Source organism: Actinospica acidithermotolerans, from assembly GCF_018139625.1.
Classification (GTDB): Bacteria; Actinomycetota; Actinomycetes; order Streptomycetales; family Catenulisporaceae; genus Actinospica; species Actinospica acidithermotolerans.
In genome coordinates, this window is the sequence record NZ_JAGSOH010000035.1 from 1 (window position 1) to 23,603 (window position 23,603).

At 72.6% G+C, this 23,603-nt stretch carries 14 protein-coding genes and 1 pseudogene; all 15 read right to left on the reverse strand.

What is annotated here, in order from left to right; translation table 11 throughout:
• On the reverse strand, positions 1-1,844 hold a 1,844-nt coding region (locus tag KDK95_RS14130), incomplete at its 3' end, for an IucA/IucC family protein (protein ID WP_212518628.1).
• Entirely contained in the window at positions 1,810-3,426 is a 1,617-nt protein-coding gene (locus KDK95_RS14135) for a lysine N(6)-hydroxylase/L-ornithine N(5)-oxygenase family protein (protein WP_212518601.1), read from the reverse strand. The genes KDK95_RS14135 and KDK95_RS14130, both read right to left, overlap by 35 nt.
• Complete coding sequence (locus tag KDK95_RS14140; protein WP_212518602.1) at positions 3,423-3,959, reverse strand: GNAT family N-acetyltransferase; 537 nt, start codon at positions 3,957-3,959, stop codon at positions 3,423-3,425. The genes KDK95_RS14135 and KDK95_RS14140 overlap by 4 nt, the downstream gene beginning before the upstream one ends.
• Positions 3,959-5,665, reverse strand: a complete 1,707-nt coding sequence (locus tag KDK95_RS14145) for an IucA/IucC family protein (protein WP_212518603.1) — start codon at positions 5,663-5,665, stop codon at positions 3,959-3,961. The genes KDK95_RS14140 and KDK95_RS14145 overlap by 1 nt, the downstream gene beginning before the upstream one ends.
• A gap of 34 nt (positions 5,666-5,699) precedes the next feature.
• Complete coding sequence (locus KDK95_RS14150) at positions 5,700-7,085, reverse strand: pyridoxal phosphate-dependent decarboxylase family protein (RefSeq protein WP_212518604.1); 1,386 nt, start codon at positions 7,083-7,085, stop codon at positions 5,700-5,702.
• The gene (locus tag KDK95_RS14155) at positions 7,082-8,440 is read right to left on the reverse strand and encodes a diaminobutyrate--2-oxoglutarate transaminase family protein (RefSeq protein ID WP_212518605.1); all 1,359 of its coding nucleotides are present in this window, start codon (positions 8,438-8,440) and stop codon (positions 7,082-7,084) included. Before KDK95_RS14155 ends, KDK95_RS14150 begins: the two co-directional genes overlap by 4 nt.
• Before the next feature lie 157 nt (positions 8,441-8,597).
• Entirely contained in the window at positions 8,598-10,034 is a 1,437-nt protein-coding gene (gene hflX / locus KDK95_RS14160) for a GTPase HflX (protein WP_212518606.1), read from the reverse strand.
• A 463-nt stretch (positions 10,035-10,497) separates the two neighbouring features.
• Positions 10,498-10,824 (reverse strand): annotated as a pseudogene (locus KDK95_RS38215) (helix-turn-helix domain-containing protein); the annotation flags it as partial.
• 413 nt (positions 10,825-11,237) lie between these two features.
• Positions 11,238-11,786, reverse strand: a complete 549-nt coding sequence (locus KDK95_RS14170; RefSeq protein WP_212518608.1) for a CinA family protein — start codon at positions 11,784-11,786, stop codon at positions 11,238-11,240.
• 13 nt (positions 11,787-11,799) lie between these two features.
• Positions 11,800-12,414, reverse strand: a complete 615-nt coding sequence (pgsA, locus tag KDK95_RS14175; protein WP_307844354.1) for a CDP-diacylglycerol--glycerol-3-phosphate 3-phosphatidyltransferase — start codon at positions 12,412-12,414, stop codon at positions 11,800-11,802.
• Positions 12,411-13,928, reverse strand: a complete 1,518-nt coding sequence (rimO, locus tag KDK95_RS14180) for a 30S ribosomal protein S12 methylthiotransferase RimO (protein WP_249161218.1) — start codon at positions 13,926-13,928, stop codon at positions 12,411-12,413. The genes pgsA and rimO overlap by 4 nt, the downstream gene beginning before the upstream one ends.
• 50 nt (positions 13,929-13,978) lie before the next feature.
• The gene (locus KDK95_RS14185) at positions 13,979-15,238 is read right to left on the reverse strand and encodes a helix-turn-helix domain-containing protein (RefSeq protein ID WP_212518609.1); all 1,260 of its coding nucleotides are present in this window, start codon (positions 15,236-15,238) and stop codon (positions 13,979-13,981) included.
• A 282-nt stretch (positions 15,239-15,520) separates the two neighbouring features.
• The gene (locus KDK95_RS14190) at positions 15,521-18,106 is read right to left on the reverse strand and encodes an FtsK/SpoIIIE family DNA translocase (RefSeq protein ID WP_212518610.1); all 2,586 of its coding nucleotides are present in this window, start codon (positions 18,104-18,106) and stop codon (positions 15,521-15,523) included.
• 210 nt (positions 18,107-18,316) lie between these two features.
• Complete coding sequence (locus KDK95_RS14195; protein ID WP_212518611.1) at positions 18,317-18,979, reverse strand: response regulator; 663 nt, start codon at positions 18,977-18,979, stop codon at positions 18,317-18,319.
• Positions 18,980-19,047: 68 nt separating this feature from the next.
• Positions 19,048-23,553, reverse strand: a complete 4,506-nt coding sequence (locus KDK95_RS14200) for a HAMP domain-containing protein (protein WP_249161220.1) — start codon at positions 23,551-23,553, stop codon at positions 19,048-19,050.
• Positions 23,554-23,603 lie beyond the last annotated feature (50 nt).

A 23,603-nucleotide genomic window follows, 5' to 3' on the forward strand; every position in this document is an offset into this window, starting at 1 on the left:
GGGTTGGGGACGGTGCCGTGCGGTTCCACGTGGGGGCGGGTGGCGCGGTCGCGGTAGCCGTCGAGCAGCAGGCGGTTGCGGTTGAGGCAGAGGCGGTCGATGCGGGGGGTGGCCAGGTCGAACAGCTCGAAGCGGTCGGCGAGGTCCGGGAAGCGGGCCTGGTAGGCGGCGATCTCGGCGCGCACCTGCTCCCAGAAGCGGTCCGCGGGCAGGTCGAGGCGCTGCTCCAGCAGGTCCGCGAGGTAGCGGAAGTGGCCGACGAACAGGGCGCCGTGCAGGAATTGGCACAGGTACTCCGGGTGCTCGCGCAGCAGCACCGCGGCGGCCTCCTCCGGCATCTCGGCGAGCGCGGGGATGTCGGCGTCGGCGACGTTGACGTCGTCGACGAAGTCCTTGACGGCCAGGCGGACGGGGACGTCGTGCTCGTCAAAGATCACTACCGCGTTCTCGCCATGCGGCGAGAAGGCGGTGCCGTAGGCGTAGAGGTAGTGCAGCAGCGGAGGCAGGACCGCCGCGAGCAGCTTGCCGAGCCATTCCTCCGGCCTCAGGCCGGAGCGCGCGATGAGTTCGGCGATCAGCGGCCTGTCGTCGGCGCCGAGGGAGAGCAGCGCCGCGAGGGTGCGGGCGCGTTCGCCTGGCTCTAGCGCCGCGGGCAGGGATTCGCGCCAGATCGCGCCGAGCAGTTCGCGGTACTGGTACGGGATGCGCGGCATGCGGTCCAGCACGTCGTGCCGCACGGTCACGGAGGCGATCTCGCCGAGCAGCACGACGCGGCACTCCCCCGTCAGGAACGCGTCGGCGCCCGTGATGCCCTTCAGCCAGCTGGTGACGGCCGGAGCCGCGACGGTCCGGTCGGTCGGCAGGCCGCGCCAGACCATCGTGTTCAGGATGGACAGCGGCAGTTTCACGTGCCGCCGCTCCGGGTGGTCCACGTTACTGAAGGTGCGGATCGATTGCTGCGGCAGGTATGTGTCGTCGCACTCGCCGAGGTAGACCATCCGCGCGTCGGCGATCTCCGCGCCGTACAGCGTCTGGATCATCTCGTCCCACTGCCACGGGTGCACCGGCAGCCACCAGTAGCGCGCGGGGTTGCAGCCGCGGCGGATCAGCTCGGCGCCGAAGCGGACGCGCTCAGCGGGCGAGAGCTCCTCGGTGTACAGCCGACGGGCCGTCAGCCCGGCCACGGCGCGGTACTCGGCGAGGTCGTCGCGCACGGCGATCCAGGCCAGGCGGCCGGGCTCGCGGCTCTCCGGGGCGTAGCGCGCGGTGTCCGAGACCGAGAAGCCCAGCCGTCCCTTGTTGAACGCGATCCACGGGTGGCCGGTCTGGTGCCCCTCGAGCTCCGCGTATCCGAGGTCCGCCAGCTCGGCGGCGGTGGCCTGGGCCCGGGTGGCGATGCGCACGTCGGCGGCGAGGGTGGCGGCGAACTCGCGCACGAGGTGGCCGGCGGTGTCCCCGGCCAGGCCGAGGGTGCCCTGCGCGTCGGCCAGGAAGACGAGCGGGTCCGCGGCCTGGTGCCCGTCGCGGCGGATGGAGCCGGGCTCGACGAACCAGCAGTCGTACGCGCCGCGCCGCGCCCGGAACGCGTACTCCGTCTCGCCGCCGTCGGGCTTGCGCGCGGCCGGGCCGTACATGCTCTCGATGACGGGCGCGGGCGTGTCCGGCGCCGCGGCGCGCACCGTCAGCCGGTACCAGCCGTCCTGCTCGTGCACCGGCTGCGGCTCCAGCAGCTCCTCGTACGCGAACTCGCCGATCGTCTTCGCCAGCAGCCGCCGTCCGGCCGCGCGCCAGAGCAGCGCGGGGTCCGCCTCAGTCGAGGCCCTCGGGCGCGGCGGCGGGGTCATCGACTCCCGCGGGCGGGGGCTCTGGGTCTCCGCCTGCGACGGCGGCTGCGGGGCCGGCGAGGCGATCGGGATCTCCACCTGCTGCGGCAGCTGATCCGGCGCGGAAATGGGCTGAGCTGGGGCGTCGGTCACGGCGTTCCTCCGGCTGGCTCGGGATCTGGCGTTGCTCGTCGACGGTTCGCTGGGCGTGCCTGGCCCGTCCGATCTGGGCGGGCAGCGCGGTCACCCGGGTGATCGCCGGGTCGGCGGTGGCGGCGGCGGCCGGCGAGAAACTGGTGTGCGCGGTGCGCTCGGGCAGCCGGTAGACCTCGCGGCCGGCGACGGCGTTGATGATCGACGCCGCGCGGTACGCGGCGAGGCCCAGGTCGGGCGTGCCGACGCCGTGCGTGTGCAGTTCGGCGTTCTGGACGTAGAGCCCGGCGTCCGTTCCGTCCAGCACGACGCGGTGGTCGCGCCGGATCAGCGGCCTGCCGCGCGCATCGCGCCGGACCTGCGCGTCGATCGGGCCGAGCAGCCTGGGCTGACGCTGCGCGTAACCGGTCGCGAGCACAAGGCGCTGGGTGCGGACGACGCACGCGGTGCTCGTGCGGGCGTGCACGAATTCGAGCTCGACCTCCTCGCCGTCCGGCACTTCGACCAGGCGGCCGCCGACCGCCTCCATGCCGGGCAGCAGCGTGACGCCGGTGGACGCGGGTCCGTGCGGGAAGGCGCGTCGGTCCAGCTCGGTGCGGATCTCGGCGAGGGTGTCGCAGGACACGGCCTTGTAGAGCCTGCCCTGCGTCGCGAGCAGCTGGTCGCGGACGGCCTCAGGCAGCGCGTGGAAGTAGTCCGCGTAGTCGGGCGTGAAGTGCTCGAGCCCGATCTTCGAGTACTCCATCGGCTCGAACGCGGCCGACCTGGTGAGCCAGCGCAGCCGGCGGCCCGGCTGGTGCCAGCCGCGCAGCAGGTCGAGGACGATCTCGGCGCCGGACTGGCCGGAGCCGAGCACGGTCACGTCGTCGGCCGCGCGGATCCAGTCGGTGCGGTTCAGGTAGTGCGCGCTGTGCGAGACCAGCGCGCCGCCCGCCTCGCACACCGCGCGCAGCGAGCCGGGAACGACCGGCTCGGTGCCGATGCCGAGGACGACGTTCGCCGCGAGCGCGGTGCGCAGGCCGTCCGGCGAGTCGTAGCAGACGGCGAATCCGTCGCGGCCGTCGGCGAGGGCGGTGCGGCGGACCGCGGTGACCCGGCAGCCGAAGCGGCAGGACGCGAGCCGCTCGGCGACCGACCGGCAGTAGGCCTCGTATTCGGCGCGCGGGACGTGCCAGGCCTCGCCGAAGTAGAACCCGAACAGCCGGTCCTGGTCGCGCAGCCAGGCCAGATAGCTGTTCCGGCTGGTCGGGTCGACGAGGCTGACGAGGTCGGCGAGGAACGGGACCTGGAGCGTGGCGCCGTCGACCATCATGCCGGGATGCCAGCTGAATTCCACGTTCTCGTCGAGGAAGAGGCAGGTCAGCGGCTCGTACGGTTCGGCGAGCGCGGCGAGTGCCAGGTTGAACGGCCCCAGCCCGATGCCGACGAGTTCGTAGGCTTCCCGGCTCAACTCGTCTCCCTGATCATCAGGGTCGCGCGCTTGTCCGGCAGGTCCAGCGTGGCCGCGGGCGCGAATCCGGCGGCGGTGAACGCGCGGACGGAGGCGATGTTGCGCTCATCGGGTTCCGCGACGACCCGGCGGGCCTTCTCCTGCTGCACGGCGTCGGCGAGCGCGCGCAGCAGCACGCCGCCGAGGCCGATCCCGCGGCAGTCGCTCTCCCCGATCAGCAGGTGCACGCCCAGGTCGTCGGGCTGCGCGGCGTAGTACTCGGCCAGCGGGTCGTCGGCCGCCCGGTACAGCTCCCAGTAGCCGATCGCGCGGCCGGCGAGCCGGGCCAGCAGCGGCTGCGTGTGCGGCAGGTCGATCTGCGCGAGCACGTGCTCGGTGGTGCGCTCGAGCGGGCCGTCGAGCTCCCAGTAGCGCGCGACGTCCGGGTCGTTCATCCAGCTCTGGATGAGCGGCAGGTCGCGCTCGACCTTCACCGGGGACAGCGTGAGACGCCCGGCCGACGTGCGCAGATCGAACCACAGCAGGGCGGTCATCAGGATCCTCCGGTTCCGAGGCAGGGATTGGGGATCTCGACGTACACCGACTGCGTCGCCAGCTCGCCCACCAGCTCGTCCAGGCCCGCCGCGCGGGTGAGCAGGTTCGCCTTGCAGCGCAGGGTGCCCGCGTTCAGCAGCATGTCGGTCGGCTGGTGTCCGCGCAGGCCGGAGAGCTGTTCGCGGGCGACCGCGAGCAGGTCGCGCTCCTCGGCGAGCCCCGCGCAGCCGAGCGCGCCGACCACGCCGAACAGGTTGTTGATGCCGACGTAGTAGACGAGCCGCTCGGTCACGACGTCGTCCGGCACGATCGTCGAGCTGGCCTTGCCGAGCTCCGGATCGCCGGCCGTCTTCGCCAGCTGCGCGATCCGCGACTCGCGGTAGTAGAAGCCCTGGTTGTCCCGGTACCAGCCGGCGCCGGGATAGCCCTGCTCGTCGAGCTGGATGAGCGTGTTCTGCTGGTGGCCTTCGAGCGTGACGCCGAGTTCGGCGTCCAGCCACAGCATCGGCAGGATCAGGTGGGTCACGTAGCGGCCGAACCAGTCGGTGGCGACGGCGCGGGCCGGGCGCCCGGTCGCGGCGGCCAGTCCCTTGATGTGCGCGGCCAGCTCGTTCGCGGCGCCGTCCGAGGAGATCGCGCCGCGGCCGAGGTCGGTGAGCGCGGCGACGCAGTAGACGTAGTCGATCGGCCGGAACGGCGAGTGGCGCAGCGAGACGTCGAGGCCCTGCACGCCGTCGACGGCCAGGTAGCCAGCGTCCGTGAGCATGCGGAAGTTCGGGTGCGCGGCGAGCAGCCTGTTTCCGGCCTCGCCCGCGAACAGCCGGTGCGCCTCGACGCCCCGCTGCAGCTCCGTGCGCAGGTTCTCGCGCTTGGAGTTGGTGATGTTCAGACCGAGCGAGAGCTTGAGCATCACGGGCACGTCGGGCCGGTAGACCGTGCGCAGCGACGACGTGGCGAACCAGCGTGCCCCGGATCCGCCGCGGTGCCGCAGCTTCCCGGCGTCGATCAGATCGCGCACGGCCGGGCGGCGCAGCAGCTCCGCGGCCTGCCAGGGGTGCGCGGGGACGAGCATGCCGTCGTCCGGGAGCATCCCGCTGAGGAAGGTGCACAGGTCGTGAGCGGTCGGGCCGAGTTCGCTCTCCTCGGCGATCAGCGACTCGTCGACGCTGAACCAGTCGAGCTGGAAGCCGCCGCGCAGCTCGGGACTGTACGCGGTCTCGGTCAGGCCGTCCCGGCTCTTCGGGGTCGGGTGCAGCGGGTGCCCGGCGAGCAGCGCCTGCTCGGCGGCGAGGAACGGCGTGGTCAAGATCCCGGTGGACTCCGGGTCGGGGAACGCCGGGTTGGCGGCGCGATCCGCGAGGTGCACGGCGATCCGCTCGGCCGACTCGCCGGCCCGGCCGGCCAGCTCCTCGGCGGCCGGCCGTTCGCCCGTCGCCTCGCCCATCATCATGGCCAGCTCGCCGGGGGTGATCGGCCCCTCGTCGGACAGCGCCTGGCCGAAGCGGTGCCAGCCGGTCGCGGACCAGTAGCGGACGGGCACGGTGACGGTGGCCGGGCCGATCTCCAGGACCAGGTCGGCGGCGGCCGGGCGCGGCACCCGGTGCTCGCGGACCCAGCACCGCAGCAGGCTCTCGACGGCGAGTCGGGCGGCGGCGTCCGAGATCTCGGCGGCGGGCGTCGGCTGCGGCTGCACGGCTGTGGTCACGGGCGGTTCCTCGGGCTGGATTCGGACGGAGGGTTCAGCTGCTCGGCACGTCGCAGGCGTGCGCGGCCGCGGCGACGAGGTCGAGCAGGGCGTCGAGTTCGGCATTGGTCGTCTCGGGCCGCAGCAGCGTGAACTTCAGCCGCAGCGAACCGGGGCCGCCGCCGGGCAGCGCGGTGCGGCCGACGACGGCGCTGCCGGCGGCCAGCAGCGCGCGTCTGGCCTCGGCGTTCACCCGGTCCGGGTCGCCGTTGCGGGCGCGGTAGCGGAAGAGCACGGTGGTCAGCGCGGGCCGCAGCGCGAGCTCGAACTCGGGCCGGGCCTCGATCGCGGCGGCGACGTGCGCGGTCTGGGCGAAGCAGCTCTCGATCATCTGCGTGAAGCCGTCGAGGCCGTGGTGCCGGCCCGCGGCGAGGATCTTCACGGCGTCGGGGCGGCGCGTGGTGCGCAGCGAGCGGCCGAGCAGGTTCGGGTAGCCGGCGGCCTCGTCGTCGAGGTCGGAGAGGTAGGCGACGCGGCGTGAGATCGGCGCCAGCGCCTGCGGATCGCGGGTGAGCAGCAGGCCGGCCGGGATGGGCTGCCAGCCGAATTTGTGCAGGTCGACGGTTGCGGAGTCGGCGAGCTCGATGCCCGCGAGCATCGATCGGCGGACGTTCGAGAGCAGCAGCCCGCCGCCGTAAGCGGCGTCCACGTGGAACCAGGCATCGTGCTTGCGGGCCACGGATGCGCACTCGGTGAGCGGGTCGATGGCGCCCGCGTCGGTGGTTCCGGCCGTGGCCACGACGGCGACGAGCGTGTCCCCGTCGGCGGCGATGCGCTTCGCCGCCTGCGACAATGCGGCGGCATCGAGCCGGTGATCCTCCTGCACCGGAACCGGGATGACGGCGCGTTCGCCGAGGCCGAGCTGCGCGGCGGCCCGGGCGACGGAGAAGTGCGCGACCTCCGAGGTCAGGATGCGCAGACGCCCGGCGGCGGCCGCCGGGATTCCCGTCTCGGCCGGATCGACCGCGTACGCCCGGGCCAGCGCGGCATCGCGGGCCAGCAGCAACGCGAAATGGTTGGACTCGGTGCCGCCCGAGGTGATCGAACCGGAGCCCGGCGCCCCGAACGCGAGCGCGCTGTACTCCTCGATGACGCAGGCCTCGATGACGGAAGCGGCCGCGCTCTGATCCCACGAGTCCTGCGAGGGATTGAGCGCGGCGACGAGTTGGTCCGCCTCGACGGCGACGGGATCCGGTGGACAGTGCAGGTGGGCGGCGGCGTACGGATGCGCCGGGCGGACCGTGTGCGTGGGCAGATACCCGATCAGGACGTCGAGCGACCACGCGCCGAGGCCCATCGGCGGCAGGACCGGCGTGAACGCGGCCCGCACCTCGGCTTCGAGCGCTGCGGGGCCCCCTGCCGGAAGGGGCCCACCGCTCATGACCGCCAACCGGCGCTCGCGGCCGCGATCGAGTCGAGCACCAGGTCGCGCACCTGCTCGGCTTCGAGCTCTGTCATGGTCAGGGGCGGCAGCAGGCGAAGCACCGCGCCGTGCCGGCCGCCGAGCTCCACGATCAGGCCGCGCCGCAGCGCCTCCGCGCGCACGCGCCGGGCCAGGCCGGGCGCGGCGGGCCGGGCGCCGAGGACGTCGGCGGCCGAGCCTGCGTCGACCAGGTCGAGGCCGATCATCAGCCCGCGGCCGCGCACATCGCCGATGGCGGGCAGCTCGGCCATCGCCTCTTCGAACTCGGAGCGCAGCTTGTCCCCGAGCTTGCGGGACTGCTCGGCGAGGCTGTGCTCGGCGACGAACCGCATGGTCGCGGTGCCTGCGGCCATCGCGAGCTGGTGCCCGCGGAAGGTGCCGGTGTGCGCGCCCTCCTGCCAGACGTCGTACTTCGCGCGGTAGACGATCACGGCCAGCGGCAGGCCGCCGCCGATCGCCTTCGAGAGCACCATCATGTCCGGCACGACTCCGGCGTGGTCCACGCCCCAGAGCTCGCCGGTGCGCCCGAGGCCGGTCTGCACCTCGTCGGCGATCATCGGCATGTCGTACGCGGCCGCCAGTGCGGACAGCGACCGCAGCCAGCCGTCCGGCGCCGGGATCACGCCGCCCTCGCCCTGGACGGGTTCGACGATCACGGCGGCGGGCGGGGTCATGCCGCTGCCGGGATCGTCGAACAGCCTGCGCACGTGCTCGACGGCGATCCGCTCCCCCGCGATGCCGCCGATGCCGTAGGGGCAGCGGTAGTCCTGCGGGAAGGGCAGCCGGGTCACGCCCGCGTCCGGCACCCGGGCCGGAGTGCGCGCGGACACGTTGCCGGTCGCCGCCAGCGCCGCCGCCGTCATGCCGTGGTATGCGCCGGTGAACGCGACGAGGCCCGAGCGGCCGGTGGCGATGCGGGCCAGCTTGATCGCGGCCTCGACGGCGTCGGCGCCGGACGGGCCGCAGAAGTGCATGCGCGCGTCCCGGGCCAGCTCGCCGGGCAGCAGGCCGAGCAGGGTCTCGGTGAACTCGTCCTTGATCGGGGTCGCGAGGTCGAGCACGTGCATCGGAGCGCCCGCGTCGAGGACCTTGCGCACGGCCTCGACGACGACGGGGTGGTTGTGGCCCAGCGCGAGTGAGCCGGCGCCGGAGAGGCAGTCCAGGTACGTGCGGCCGTCCGCGCCGTGGACGAGCATCCCCTCGGCCCGGACGGGGACGACCGGCAGGTGCCGGGCATAGCTGCGCGCCGACGATTCCCGGGCGGCCTGCCTCGCGAGCAGGCCCTCCGGGTCGTGAAGCTCGTCGACGCCCACGTTCCGCCCTCACTGACGCATCATCAGAAGATCGTTGTGAGGCAAGCCTTACCCAGGCTCGGTGACCGCGTCAAACCGTTTCACTACTGTGAGTGACATGTAGGATAAGCGAACCGCCGGGCCCTGGAACCAGGACCCGGCGGTTGGCCGTACGGCGTCAGCTCAGGAATTCGCCGAGCGCGGCGTGCAGCGGGGCGTCCACCCGGGCCAGCACGCGGGTGCCGGTCTCCAGGTGCGTCTCGCTGAGCAGCTCGCCGTGCTCGTGGATCCGCGAGATCAGGTCGCCGCGGCCGTACGGGATCACCGCGTCCACCTCGAAGGCGGGGCGCGGCAGGTCCTCCTCGATCGCCGCGAGCAGCTTGTCGATGCCCGCGCCGGTGCGCGCCGAGACGACCACGGAGTGCGGCTCGCGGCGCAGCAGCCGGGCGATCACGTCCGGATCGGCGGCGTCGGCCTTGTTGAAGACCACGATCTCCGGGACCTTGGCCGCGCCGATCTCGTGCAGCACCTCGCGCACCGCGGCGAGCTGGCCCTCGGGGTCGGGGTCCGAGGCGTCGACCACGTGCAGGATCAGGTCCGCGTCCACGACCTCTTCGAGCGTGGACCGGAAGGCCTCGACGAGCAGGTGCGGCAGGTGCCGGACGAAGCCGACGGTGTCCGCGACGGTGTAGCCGCGGCCGCCCGCGGTCTCGGTGCGCCGCACGGTCGGGTCCAGGGTGGCGAACAGCGCGTCCTCCACCAGCACTCCGGCGCCGGTGACCCGGTTGAGCAGCGAGGACTTGCCGGCGTTGGTGTAGCCGGCGATCGCCACGGACGGGACGGCGTTGCGCCGCCGCTCGTGCCGCTTGGCGTCGCGGCCCTTGCCGAGCTCCGCGATCTCCCGGCGCATCTTCGCCATCTTCTCGCGGATCCGCCGCCGGTCCAGCTCGATCTTCGTCTCACCGGGACCGCGGGTGGCGATGCCGCCGCCCCCGGCCGTGCCGCCGCCGCCCATCTGGCGGGAGAGCGACTGGCCCCAGCCGCGCAGCCTCGGCAGCATGTACTGCATCTGCGCGAGCGCGACCTGCGCCTTGCCCTCGCGGGACTTGGCGTGCTGGGCGAAGATGTCCAGGATCAGCGCGGTGCGGTCGACCACCTTGACCTTGACCACGTCCTCCAGGTGGATCAGCTGGGCCGGGGTCAGCTCCCCGTCGCAGATCACCGTGTCGGCGCCGGTCTCGGCGACGATGTCGCGCAGCTCCTTGGCCTTGCCGGAGCCGATGTAGGTGGCGGCGTCTGGCTGGTCGCGGCGCTGGGTCACGCCCTCGAGCACCTGGGAGCCGGCCGTCTCGGCCAGCGCCGCGAGCTCGCGCAGCGAGGCCTCCGCGTCCGCGGCGGTGCCGGAGGTCCAGACGCCCACCAGGACGACGCGTTCCAGGCGCAACTGCCGGTATTCGACCTCGGTGACGTCCTGGAGCTCGGTCGAGAGCCCTGCCACGCGGCGGAGCGAGGCCCGATCGGCTCGGTCGAACTGCTCGCCGTCGTAGTCGTTCCCCAGCTCCAGATCGTCCCGGGCCTCGTACTCGGAATCGACTTCATAACGGGAGTTGGTCATCTGTGCCTTTCGCGATCGGTGGTGATGATTCGATGGTCGCACGGGTCGGCGGAGATCGGCATGCGGATTTTCCGCCGGCCTTCCCCGCCCCATGCCGAAAGCCCCGCCCCGCGGTCGCGGGACGGGGGCTGCTCGGGGTTTCTCAGAGTCTGCGTCGTGGTCTTCTTCGCCCTTATCGGAGCGCCAGCTGCGGCACCGAGCCCGCGCCGGGCAGGATGACCGGGTAGGCGAGCAGGTTCGGCGAGCCCATCGCGAGGTGCGGGGCGCCGATGCCGTGGCCGCCCACCTGGCCCGGCGTGCCGGACGGGGCGAGCGCGGCGGCGGTCACCGCGGGGGCCGGTCCGACCGCGAGGTTCTGGCCGCCGTTGACGGCGCCGACCGCGGCCGGGGTGCGCCGGGTGACCGGACGCGCCGCGGGACGGGCCCCGGGACGCACCGCGCCGCGCGCCACCGGCTTGGCCAGCGGCATGCTCTTGACGGGGGTCTTGTCCCCGGAACCCACGCGGGCCGGGGGTACCGGCGCGGAGATGCGCTCGGACTCGAGCTGGGCGGCGAGTTCGGCCGCGGCGAGCTCGATGGACACTTCGCGGAGCACGTCGGACAACCGGGCGTCGAGAGCGTCGCAGATGGCGGCGAGCAGCTCCGAACTCGGCTCTTTCTGGCCGCGCTCGATCTCGGAGAGGTACCCGGGCGAGATTCTCGCCGCTGCGGCGAGCTGCCGCAGGGTACGCCCTTCGTCCTGGCGCTTGCGCCGCAGCACATCGCCGAGCAGGCGACGGATCAGGATCATGGCGTCGCTCCCTCCCTCTCGTGAACTCGTAGTCGGTCTTCGGCCGCGGGTTCCGACCTCGGCCGCGCTCGGCTGGGAGCCGAGCGCCCGGGCGGCGCCCGTTCGCGCTGCGCCGCCCCACCTTCGGGGAGCGGCTTCCGGCCACCGTACCCGCTCCGGGTCCGGTATTCACCGGGTCGGCCGGAATTTTCTTCCCGTCCGGACCGGCGATGGCGCCTGGCGCCGGCGGCGCCTTCCCTTCGCCGGGAGGGGCCACCGTACCGTGCAACGGCCGTGCGTCGAACTAAATTCCCTCGTCCGCACCGTGCTTTCCACGGAGCGTTCAACTGCGGCGTCTGCGACACCACTCACTCTAAGACGTGCCACCGACAGTGCCGGTTCATGCTTCCGACCGGGAAACTTTTATCGGACGCTTACCCCGCGGCCCACGATGTGAGATGTGCCACCGCGCTGGCCAGCGCCAGCCGGGTCGCCGCGCGCTGGATCTCGCCGCGGTCCCCGGCGAAGCGCTCGTACGCCACCTCGGCGTCCTCCGGGTCCGGCCCGACCACCGCGACGTACACGGTGCCGACCGCCTTGCCGTCCTGCTCGCTCGGGCCCGCGACGCCGGTGGTGGCGATGCCCACATCGGCCCCGCACAGCTTGCGCACACCCTCGGCCATCTGCCGGGCCACCTCGCCGTCCACGGCGCCGACCCGGTCCAGCAGCCCCGCGTCCACGCCGAGCACCCGGGCCTTGAGGTCCGTGGCATAGGCGGTCACCGAGCCGCGCAGCACCGCCGAGGCGCCCGGCACGGCCGTCACCGCCGCGGCCACCCGGCCGCCGGTCAGCGACTCGGCCACGGCCACCGTGAGCCGGGAGCGCAGCGCCAGCGTGAACAGCCGCAGCGCCGGGTCTACCTCCTCGGCCGCTCCCGCGTCCCGCGCCGCCCCGTCCCGGCCTGCCTGCGGGTTCGAGCTCATGTCAGCCATCGTCTCACCGCCCGGCGCGCAGCCGCACGGCGCGCACGATGTAGTCCGCTCCGGTCGCCACGGTCAGCACCAGCGCCGCGGCCATCACCACGGTCGCGGTCCACTCCAGCCAGGCCACGCTCTGCAGCGGCAGCACGTAGAGGAAGATCGCCAGGGACTGGAGCACGGTCTTGAGCTTGCCGCCCGGGCTCGCCGCGATCACGCCGTACCTGATCACCCAGAACCGCATCAGCGTGATGCCGATCTCGCGGACCAGGATGACGACGGTCACCCACCACCACAGCTCGTGCTGCAGGCTCAGGCAGATCAGCGCGGCGCCGATCAGCGCCTTGTCCGCGATCGGGTCGGCGATCTTGCCGAAGTCGGTGATCAGGTGCCTGCGGCGGGCCAGCTCCCCGTCGAGGCGGTCGGTCGCCGAGGCCAGGAAGAACACGGCCGCCGCGGCCAGCCGCCACCGCGTGTCCTGGCCGCCGTCGTGCACGAAGAGCGCCACGAACAGCGGGACCAGCAGGATCCGGAGCATCGTGAGCATGTTCGCGATGTTCCAGTTGGAGACGGGCTCCCGGGACGCCGACGGGTCCGGCGCCACGTCTATCCGCCCGTCGGCCGGGGTGCTCACCCGAGCTCCGCGGCTTGCGCGGCCACGGGCTCCGCGACCAGGTCCACACCCTCGCTGTCCAGCACGACCGCGTCGACCAGGTCGCCGACCCGGATCCCGGCGAGGGCGCCGGTCAGCCGGACCGAGCCGTCCACCTCGGGACCCTGGTGCGCTGCGCGGCCCTCGGCGTAATCCTCGGAGACCTCCTCGACCAGCACCCGGACCTTCTCGCCGATCCGCTCGGCGGCCCGCTGGGCCACCAGGTCCTCGGCCAGGTCGGCGAGAGCGGCGGCGCGTTCGTCGATCAGGTCCTGGTCCAGCTTGTCGGCGAAGCCCGCGGCCTCGGTGCCGTCCTCGTCCGAGTAGCCGAACACGCCGATGGCGTCCAGCCGGGCCTCGGTCAGGAAGCGCTCCAGCTCGGCGTAGTCCTCGTCGGTCTCGCCGGGGAACCCGACGATGAAGTTGGACCGGGCGCCGGCCTGCGGCACCAGCTCGCGGATCGAGGCCAGCAGCTCCAGGAAGCGGTCCGTGTCGCCGAAGCGCCGCATCCGGCGCAGCACGCCGGGCGCGCTGTGCTGGAAGGAGAGGTCGAAGTACGGCACCACCTTGGGCGTGGTGGCCAGCGCGGTCACCAGGCTGGGCCGCAGCTCGGCGGGCTGCAGGTAGGACACCCGGATCCAGTCGAGGCCGTCGATCGCGGACAGCTCGGGCAGCAGCGTCTCGAGCAGCCGCAGGTCGCCCAGGTCCTTGCCGTAGGACGTGGAGTTCTCGCTGACCAGGACGACCTCGCGAACGCCCTGCTCGGCCAGCCAGCGGGCCTCGGCGAGGATGTCCGAGGGGCGGCGGGAGAGGAACGCTCCGCGGAAGGACGGGATCGCGCAGAAGGAGCAGCGCCGGTCGCAGCCGGAGGCCAGCTTCAGCGGGGCCGAGGGCCCGTCGCCGAGGCGGCGGCGCAGCGTGCGCGGTCCCGAGGCGGGGGCGAGCCCGTCCGGCAGGTCGGAGATCTTCGGGGCGGCGTCCCGGCCGTGCCCATGGCCGGGGACGGACGAGCCACCCGCCTGGCGCTCGACCGGGGTCAGCGGGAGCAGCAGGCGGCGGTCCGAGGGGGTGTGCGCCTCGACGTGCCCGCCGCCGAGGATGGTGCGCAGCCGGTCGCCGATGTCCTGGTAGGAGTCGAAGCCGAGGACGGCGTCCGCCTCGGGCAGCTCGTCCGCCAGCTGCTTGCCGTAGCGCTCGGCCAGGCACCCGACCGCGACCACGGCCTTGGTCCGGCCCTGGCCCTTGAGGTCGGAGGCGGCCAGCAGGGTGTCGATCGAGTCCTTCTTCGCCGCGTCCACGAAGCCGCAGGTGTTGACCACCGCGATCTCCGCGTCCTCGGCCTCGTCGACGAGCTCGAAGCCGTCGGCGGCGAGGCGCCCGGCGAGCTCCTCGGAGTCCACGTCGTTGCGGGCGCAGCCGAGGGTGATCAGCGCGACCTTGTGGGTCGCGCGTGCGTCTTCGGGCAGCGTGGATTCGGGCATGGCGGAGCTCGGCATGCAACCAGGGTATCCGGCCCGTACGCTCGGCCTGGCATTCCCGGTTGCGCCTACAGCTGACCCTGCGGGCCGAAGCTGGTGCTGACGACCTGTCCGTCGGTGCCCTCGCTGGCCACGACCTTGCCGTTGAGCTGCAGCGCCACCCCCGCCGCGTTGCCCAGCGTCACGTCCAGCCTTGCCGTGTCGGTGAACTCCTTGGTCGTGCCGGGAGCCAGGATGTTCCAGAACAGCTGCTGCCCGGCCGAGTTGACCACGCCGATCCAGACCGGCTCGGTCTTCGTGCTGATCTTGAGGTCGACCGGCGCCTTCGGCGCGGCGACGGCCGGGGACGGCGTCGGCTTGGGGCTCGAGGCCTTGGGGGCGGGCGTGGCGTGCTTCTTGGAGACGGCCGCGCCGGCGGCCCCGGTCGGGGCGGTCGCGGCGGGCGAGCCGTGCGGCCAGAGCTGGACCGCGGCGACGAGCCCGACCGCGCCGATCGCCCCGAGCAGCGCGAGCGACCAGTTCGGCCCCGGCCGCGGCGCCGCGCCCTTCGCGCCCCCGAGGAACGCCGCCGGCGCCTCGTTGACCGCGGCCCCGTCCGAGACGAGCGGATCGACCAGCCGCGCGGCCGAGCCGGAGTCGGCGTCGGTGAAGTCGTCCCGGCGCGGCTGCTTGAGCGCGGGCAGATCCGGCGGCGGGGCCGCGCCGACCATCGGCACCAGAGAGGGGACGGCGCCCGGAACGATCGTCGGCAGCACCGCGCGGGCCCGGTTCGTCGCCGCCTGCCGCGCGTCCTTGCGGGCGGAGCCCAGCGGCTTGTCCGACCGCGGCACGCTGGACGGATGGGCGGTGCGCGGCTTGCGCAGGTCCCGCTTCGTCAGCGGCGGCAGATGGACCGCGCCGTACATCAGCAGCAGCGGCTCCGGGTCCATCCCGACCGCCTGCGCGTACGCGCGGATGTGCCCGCGCGCGTACACGTCGCCTCCGCAGTGCTCGAACTGCCCGGCCTCCACCCGCCGCAGCGTCTCCGGCGTGATCCGGGTCAGCTCACTGACCTCGCGCGCGGTCAGGCCCCGGTCGATCCGCGCCTGCAGCAGCAGTTCGCCGATCTCCCGGTGCCCGGATCCGGGCCCGGAGCCGGCTCCCTGGCCTGAGCCCGAGGCCGAGGCCGCGGGGCCACCCGGGCCGGTGCGGGAGCCTGAGCCGGCGCGGGAGCCCGAGCCGGTTCCGGAGCGTGGCCCGGATCCCGCGGCCCTGCCGTCCGCCGCCGCACCCCGGTCGCCGTGCTGCTGGGCCCTGCGGACCCGGTCCTCCCCGTCCTGCTGTGCCATTTCCCGCCTCCGGTGCTGTGCTCTACGCGCGACCCGTTTATCTGCTTGCCTTACCGGATGCACCTGCCCGGTTCCGGGGCGCCCGTCCCCTCCCGAGCCGTGGATTCCCCCGATTGGCGGGCGCGCGTCCGACCGGCTAACGCACCGTCAGCTGGAAAGGTCACGGTCAGCGACGTGCCGAAATCCGCACCGCCGAAGGCGGCGGGGAACCCGGATGTCGGAAGCGGAGCGCATGGCGCGGGTGAGGCGTCGCCATCAGCGACAGCGCCGCCGACGCCGTCCCTACCCCTCCGCGTTCAGGCCGTCCACGACCTGCTGCAGGTCGTCGGGGCGGACGAGGACTTCGCGGGCCTTGGCGCCTTCGCTGGGGCCGACCACGCCGCGCTGTTCGAGGAGGTCCATGAGGCGGCCGGCCTTGGCGAAGCCCACGCGCAGCTTGCGCTGGAGCATGGAGGTGGAGCCGAACTGGCTGGAGACGATGAGCTCGGCCGCTTGGACCAGCAGTTCGAGGTCCTCGCCGATCTCCTCTTCGGGCTTCCTGGCGGCGGCCTGGCCCTCGGTGACGTCGCTGCGGTACTCGGCCTGCAGCTGGGACTTGCAGTGCTCGACGATGGCGGCGATCTCTTCGTCGGAGAGATAGGCGCCCTGGAGGCGGACGGGCTTGGAGGCGCCCATGGGCAGGAAGAGGGCGTCGCCCCTGCCGACGAGCTTCTCGGCGCCGGGCTGGTCGAGGATGACGCGGGAGTCGGCGAGGGAGGAGGTGCCGAACGCCAGCCTTGACGGGACGTTGGCCTTGATCAGGCCGGTGACGACGTCGACGCTGGGGCGCTGGGTGGCGAGGACCAGGTGGATGCCGGCCGCGCGCGCCAGCTGGGTGATGCGGACGATGGAGTCCTCGACGTCCCTCGGCGCGACCATCATGAGGTCGGCCAGCTCGTCGACGATGACCAGCAGGTACGGGTACCTGCGGTACTCGTAGTCGGCGCCGAGCGGGGGCTTGACCTTGCCGGCCTCGAACGCCTTGTTGTAGTCGTCGAGGTGGCGGAAGCCGGTCTCCGCGAGCACGTCGTAGCGCTGCTCCATCTCGCGCACGACCCATTGCAGCGCCTCGGCCGCCTTCTTCGGCGACGTGATGATCTTCGTGACCAGGTGCGGCACGCCGTCGTAGGCCGTCAGCTCGACGCGCTTGGGATCGACGAGGATCAGCTGCACCTGCTCGGGCGTGGCGCGCATCAGGATCGAGGTAATCAGCGTGTTGATGCAGGTGCTCTTACCGGCGCCGGTGGCCCCGGCGACGAGGATGTGCGGCATCTTCGTCAGGTTCGCGGAGACGTTCTGGCCCTCGACGTCCTTGCCCAGGCCGACGAGCATGGGGTGGCTGTCGGCCACCGCCTCGTCCGCGCGCAGGATGTCGCCGAGTGAGACCATCTCGCGGTCGGTGTTCGGGATCTCGATGCCGATCGCGCTCTTGCCGGGGATCGGCGAGAGGATGCGCACGTCCGCCGAGGCCACCGCGTAGGCGATGTTCTTCGACAGGGCCGTGATGCGCTCCACCTTGACCGCCTGGCCGAGTTCGACCTCGTAGCGGGTCACCGTCGGGCCCCGGGTGAAGCCGGTGACCTTGGCGTCCACAGAGAACTGCGCGAAGACCCCGGTCAGCGACTCGACGACCGCGTCGTTCACCTTGGAGCGGGCCTTGAGCGGCGCGCCCTGGGCGAGCAGGTCCATCGACGGGAGCTGGTAGTCCTGGCCGCTGAGCAGGGTGACCTGCTCGACGCGCGGGGACGAGGACGGGGCGGCCGCCGCCTTCTTGCGGGCCCTGGCCGCCTTCCGCTCCTGGATCTCCTGCTCCTTCTGCTGCTGGATCGGCAGCGGGAGCAGGACGGTGGGCTCGGCGAGGTCCGGGTCCTCGGGCAGGTCGGGGTCGACGTCGGGGACGGCAGGCGCGAGCTGGAGGCCGCGGACGGCCTGCAGGTCGCTCGGCTCCTGCTCGCCGTCGATGCGCGGGTCGTCCTCGGGCAGCCGGCCGTGGAAGGTGCCCTCGAGCAGGCGGTCGGCCGTCACGCGGGCGCGGCGCAGCCGGTCGGGGATGCGGTAGACCGGCGTCGCGGTCGTCACCAGCAGGCCGAAGAAGGTCAGCAGCACCAGCAGCGGGACGGTCACCCACTGGCTGAAGACGGCGGACAGCGGCGCGGAGGCGAACCAGCCGAGCCAGCCGGTGCCGTGCCGCATCGCCTCGGCGCCCATCGAGGGGCGCGGTGCGCCGCGGGCGATGTGCACGATGCCGAGCACGCCGAGGCTCAGGCAGGTCAGGCCGATGACGATGCGGCCGAGGTCGTCGGCGGTGTCCTTGGGGTGCCGCATCACGCGCACCGCGAGGCCGAGCAGCAGCAGCGGGACGGCCCAGGCCAGGCAGCCGACGGCGCCGACCACGACGGTGTAGACGCCGCTGCCGAGCCAGCCGGGCATCTTGTGGAATATGGCCGCGCCCACGACCAGCGCGAGGCCGATCAGCAGCAGGCCCCAGCCGTCGCGCCGGTGGTCCGGGTGCAGGCCGCGCGGTTCGGCGACGGCCTGCTGCGCGTCGTCGGAGGTGCGGGCCCCGGGCAGATCGCTGGCCATCCCGGCCCGCCCGACGGCCTGCCGCCGCCGTCCGGTGCGCGCGACCGCGCCGACCGACCGGCTGGCGCCGAGCCAGAGCACGGAGAAGAACAGCTCGACCGCGCGCACCAGCAGTTCTATCGGGCCGGGGATCGTCGGCGTCCTCGCGGCCTGGGCTCTGCCCTTCGCGGACGCGCCGGGCCTCGCGGCGGCCTTCTTGGCCGGACGCTTGGCCTGGGTGCGCTTGGCCGGGGCACGGGACGGCATGGTTCGAGAGTACTCGAAGATCCCGGCCGGATGCCGGTTCTGATCCCGCCGGACACGGCGTCAGAACGGTGAGCGGTCGCCAACAGGCGGCTGTACGGCCGTTGGCCGACGGGGCGGCTCAGGTCAGAGCGTCAAGGGCCGAACGCAGCCGGCCGAGCCTCGTGTTGAGCGTGTCGAGCGCGGCGGTCAGCTCGGCGCGGCGCGGGCGGCTCAGGTCAGAGCGTCAAGGGCCGAACGCAGCCGGCCGAGCCTCGTGTTGAGCGTGTCGAGCGCGGCGGTCAGCTCGGCGCGCGGGATCGCGCCGTCGGCGGCGGGCGACGAGCCCGCGGAGGTGCCTGCCGCCAGCCGCTCCAGGCCGTGCACGTTCTCCTCCACCGCCGCGAGCCGCGCCGCGAGCTCGGCGACCAGCCACGCGCCGTCCCGGCCGGCCTCGTCGCGCGCGGCGAGCCGGTCGGTGAGCAGCTGGGCCTGCTCCTTGAGCAGCAGGTTCTTCCGGTGCAGCTCGACGAAGACGGAGACCTTCGCGCGCAGGATCCACGGGTCGAAGGGCTTGGCCAGGTAGTCCACCGCGCCCGCCGCGTAGCCGCGGAAGGTGTGGTGCGGGCCGTTGGAGACCGCGGTCAGGAAGATGATCGGGATGTCCTTGGTCCGCTCCCGCCGCTTGATGTGCGCGGCGGTCTCGAAGCCGTCCAGGCCCGGCATCTGCACGTCCAGCAGGATCACCGCGAAGTCCTCGGTGAGCAGCGCCTTGAGCGCCTCCTCGCCCGAGGTCGCCCGCACCAGGGTCTGGTCCAGGGCGCCGAGCACGGCCTCGAGGGCGACCAGGTTCTCCGGGCGGTCGTCCACGAGCAGGATCTTCGCCCTTTCGGCCATGGGTGCTTCGCCTTCCAGCTCCGGCTGCGGGTGGTGGTGGTGACGGTGGCGGCTGTGGGTGCCGCGCTCTACCGTACCCGGCCGGGGCCGTCACTCGCAGTGAGCCACAGTCTGATCAGCTCGAGCAGCTGCCCGGTGACGACCGGCTTCGTCACATACTCGGAGGCGCCGGCCTCGATGGCCTTCTCGCGGTCGCCCTGCATCGCCTTCGCCGTGAGCGCGATGATCGGCAGGTCGACGAAGCGCTCCATCCGGCGTACGGCGCGCATCGTCGTGTACCCGTCCATCTCGGGCATCATGATGTCCATCAGCACGAGGTCGATCCGGTCGGCGCGCTCGAGCATGTCGATCGCCTCAAGGCCGTTCTCCGCGTAACGGACCGTCAGCCCGTGCTGCTCCAGGACGCTGGTGAGCGCGAAGACGTTGCGCACGTCGTCGTCCACGACGAGCACCACCTCGCCGTCGAAGCGGCCGGAGTAGCGCGGTGCGCTGTCAGTACCCTGCTGCGGGCGCCGCGCGTCGGCGCTGCCCGGGCGCCGCGACGCCGACCCCTGCGCGGAGGCCTCCACGGCGGCGCCGTGCGAGTCCGGGTCGCCGGCCAGCACGCGCTGCTCCGGCATCCGCACCCGCGGCACCGAGATCGCCTGGATCGGCGGCTCCATCGGCAGGTAGAGCGTGAACACCGAGCCGCGGCCGAGCGTGGACTGCACGGTGATCGCGCCGCCGAGCAGGTGGGCGATCTCCCGGCTGATGGACAGTCCGAGGCCGGTGCCGCCGTGCTTGCGGCTGATCGTGCCGTCCGCCTGCTGGAAGGCCTCGAAGATGATCCGCAGCTTCTCCTCGGCGATGCCGATGCCGGTGTCGGCGACCTCGAAGGCCACCGCCTTGGGCAGCGTGACCATCTCCTCGCCGTCGCCGACGTGGATCTGCTCGGCCACCGAGATGCGCAGCTCGACGGTGCCCTCCGCGGTGAACTTGGCCGCGTTGGACAGCAGGTTGCGCAGCACCTGCTGCAGCCGCTGCTCGTCGGTGTGCAGCTCGGCGGGGGCGCGCGGGTCGAGCCGGACGGCGAAGTCCAGGCCCTTCTCCGCGGTCAGCGGCCGGAAGGTCGCCTCCACGTACTCGACCAGCGAGGAGAGCGCTATCGGCGAGGCCTGCACGTCCATCCGGCCCGCCTCGATCTTGGACAGGTCGAGGATGTCGCTGATCAGGCCGAGCAGGTCGGATCCCGCGCCGTGGATGGTCTCGGCGAACTCGATCTGCTTGACCGTCAGGTTGCCCTCGTTGTTGTCGGAGAGCAGCCGGGCGAGGATCAGCAGGCTGTTGAGCGGGGTGCGCAGCTCGTGCGACATGTTGGCGAGGAACTCGCTCTTGTACTTGCTGGCCAGGGCGAGCTGGTCGGCGCGCTCCTGCAGCACCCGGCGGGCCTGCTCGATCTCCGAGTTCTTGACCTCGATGTCCTTGTTCTGCCTGGCCAGCAGCGCGGCCTTCTCGGCGAGCTCGGCGTTCGAGCGGCGCAGCTCCTCCTGCTGCGACTGCAGCTCCTCGGAGCGCTCCTCGAGCTGGGCGGTGAGCTGCCGGGACTTGCCGAGCAGGTCCTCGGTCACCGAGTTGGCGATGATCGTGTTCACCGTGACGCCGACGGACTCCATGATCTGGTTCAGGAAGGCCAGCTGGATCTCGGTGAACTGCTGGAAGGAGGCGATCTCGATGACCGCGAGCACCTGGTTCTCGAACAGCACCGGGAGCACGATCAGGGAGGCCGGGTCCGCGGAGCCGAGGCCGCTGCCGATCCGCAGGTAGCCGGCGGGCACCTTGCTGAGCAGGATCTGCTTGCGCTGCGCGGCGACCTGGCCGACCAGGCCCTCGCCGAGCCGGAAGGACTCGCTCTCGCCGTCCGGGGTCAGCGCGGCCCGGCCGTAGCCGGCCAGCATCCGCAGCCGGTCGCCCTCGAGCAGGTAGAACGCGCCGTGCTGGGCGTTGACCACCGGGGTGAGCTCGGCCATGATCAGCTGGGCCACGGCCAGCGGGTCGCGCTGGCCCTGCATCAGGCTGCTGATGCGGGCCAGGTTGCCCTTGAGCCAGTCCTGGTCCTGGTTGCGCCGGGTGGTCTCGCGCAGGTTGGCGATCATCTTGTTGATGTTGTCCTTGAGCGCGTCCACCTCCCCGGACGCGTCGACGTCGATCTGCTGGGTCAGATCGCCCTTGGTCACCGCGGTGGCCACCTCGGCGATCGCGCGCACCTGGGTGGTCAGGTTCCCGGCGAGCTGGTTGACCGACTCGGTCAGCCGCTGCCAGGTGCCGGCCACGCCGGGCACGGTCGCCTGGCCGCCGAGCTGGCCCTTCGTGCCGACCTCGTGCGCGACCCGGGTGACCTCGGAGGCGAACGCGGAGAGCTGGTCGACCATCGTGTTGATGGTGTTCTTCAGCTCCAGGATCTCGCCGCGCACGTCCACGTCGATCTTCTTGGACAGGTCGCCGCGGGCCACGGCCGTGGTCACCATCGCGATGTTGCGGACCTGGCCGGTCAGGTTGTTCGCCATGACGTTGACGGTGTCGGTCAGGTCCTTCCAGGTGCCGGCCACGCCGGGGACCTTGGCCTGGCCGCCCAGCTGGCCCTCGGTGCCCACCTCGCGCGCGACCCGGGTCACCTCGTCCGCGAAGGCGGAGAGCTGGTCCACCATCGCGTTGATCGTGTTCTTCAGCTCCAGGACCTCGCCGCGCGCGTCGACGTCGATCTTCTCGGACAGGTCGCCGCGCGCGACGGCGATGGCGACCTGCGCGATGCCCCGCACCTGGGTCGTCAGGTTCGAGGCCATGACGTTGACCGTGTCGGTCAGGTCCTTCCAGATGCCGGCGACGCCGCGCACGTGCGCCTGGCCGCCCAGCTGGCCGTCGGTACCGACCTCGCGCGCGACCCGGGTGACCTCGTCGGCGAACGCGGAGAGCTGGTCCACCATCGTGTTGACGGTGTCCTTCAGCTGGAGGATCTCGCCGCGCGCGTCGACGGTGATCTTCTGCGACAGGTCGCCCTGCGCCACCGCGGTCGTGACCAGCGCGATGTTACGCACCTGGCTGGTCAGGTTCGACGCCATCGAGTTCACCGAGATGGTGAGCTCCTCCCACACGCCCGCGACGCCCGGCACGGTCGCCTGGCCGCCGAGCTGCCCTTCCGTGCCCACCTCCCGGGCGACCCGGGTGACCTCGTCGGCGAACGCGGAGAGCTGGTCCACCATCGCGTTGACGGTCTTCTTCAGCTCGAGGACCTCGCCGCTCGCGTCGACGTCGATCTTCTTGGACAGGTCGCCCTGCGCCACCGCGGTCGTGACCAGCGCGATGTTCCGCACCTGGCTGGTCAGGTTCGACGCCATGCTGTTGACGGAGTTCGTCAGGTCCTTCCACGTGCCGCCCACGCCGGGGACCCAGGCCTGGCCGCCGAGGCGGCCCTCGGTGCCGACCTCGCGCGCGACCCGGGTGACCTCGTCGGCGAAGGTGGAGAGCTGGTCGACCATCGAGTTGATGGTCTCCTTGAGGTCCAGCATCTCGCCGGCGACCTCGACGGTGATCTTCTGCGACAGGTCGCCCTCGGCGACGGCGGTGGTGACGCCGGCTATGTCGCGCACCTGGGCGGTCAGGTTCAGCGCCATCGAGTTGACCGAGTTCGTCAGGTCCTTCCACGTGCCGTCGGCGCCGGGCACCTCGGCCTGGCCGCCGAGGCGGCCCTCGGTGCCGAGCTCGCGGGTGACCCGGATGACCTCGGACGCGAAGCCGGAGAGCTGGTCGACCATCGAGTTGATGGTGGTCTTGAGCTCCTCCATGACGCCCGCGGCCGGCCCCTCGACCTTGCGCGACAGGTCGCCGCCGGCGACCGCCGTGGTGACCCGCAGCAGCTCGTGCACCTGCGCGCCGAGCCGGGCCCAGGTCTGCTCCATCGAGCCGATCAGGGTGGACCACTCGCCGGGGAACTGGCCGGCCCGCGGCCCCTCGGAGGCGGGGGCGTCCGGGCGCCCGGCGAACTGGCCGGGCCCGGTCTGCTCCCCCGCGACCTGCCGGGTCATCCACTCGATCGCCTCGTGCAGCCGCAGCTGCTGGGCTGTGAGCCTGTTCACACCGCGCACGTGCCGCAGCACGTCCCCGCGCAGCGTGCGGCCGTCGACCTGGTGGTCCACCGGGACGGCCGCGGCCTCGCGCAGCTTGCCCTCGGCGAGCATCTCGACGACCTGGCTGGTCTCCTGGATCGGCAGCACCAGGTTGTCCAGCATCCCGTTCACCGATTCGACGGTGCGCTGCCAGGAGCCGCCGCCGGGCCCGGGCGCGACGCGCGCGCCGAGCCTGCCGTCGCGGCCGACCGCCTTGGAGACCCGGCCGAGCTCGGCGTGCAGGGCCTGCTCGCGGTCCACGATCTCGTTGACCACGGCCGCGATCTGCGCGATCGGCGAGCCGGGCCGCACGTCGAGGCGCCGGCGCAGGTCGCCGTCCCGGACGGAACGCAGGGTGCGCAGCGCCTCGGCCAGTTCGGCCGCGGTCGCCTCGTCCACCGCCGCATCTGCCATGGTCGTCGGGCGCTGCGTCATCGGCACTCCTTATCGCCCCGGGTGGTGGTCGGGCGAAGTCGTCGTTCCCC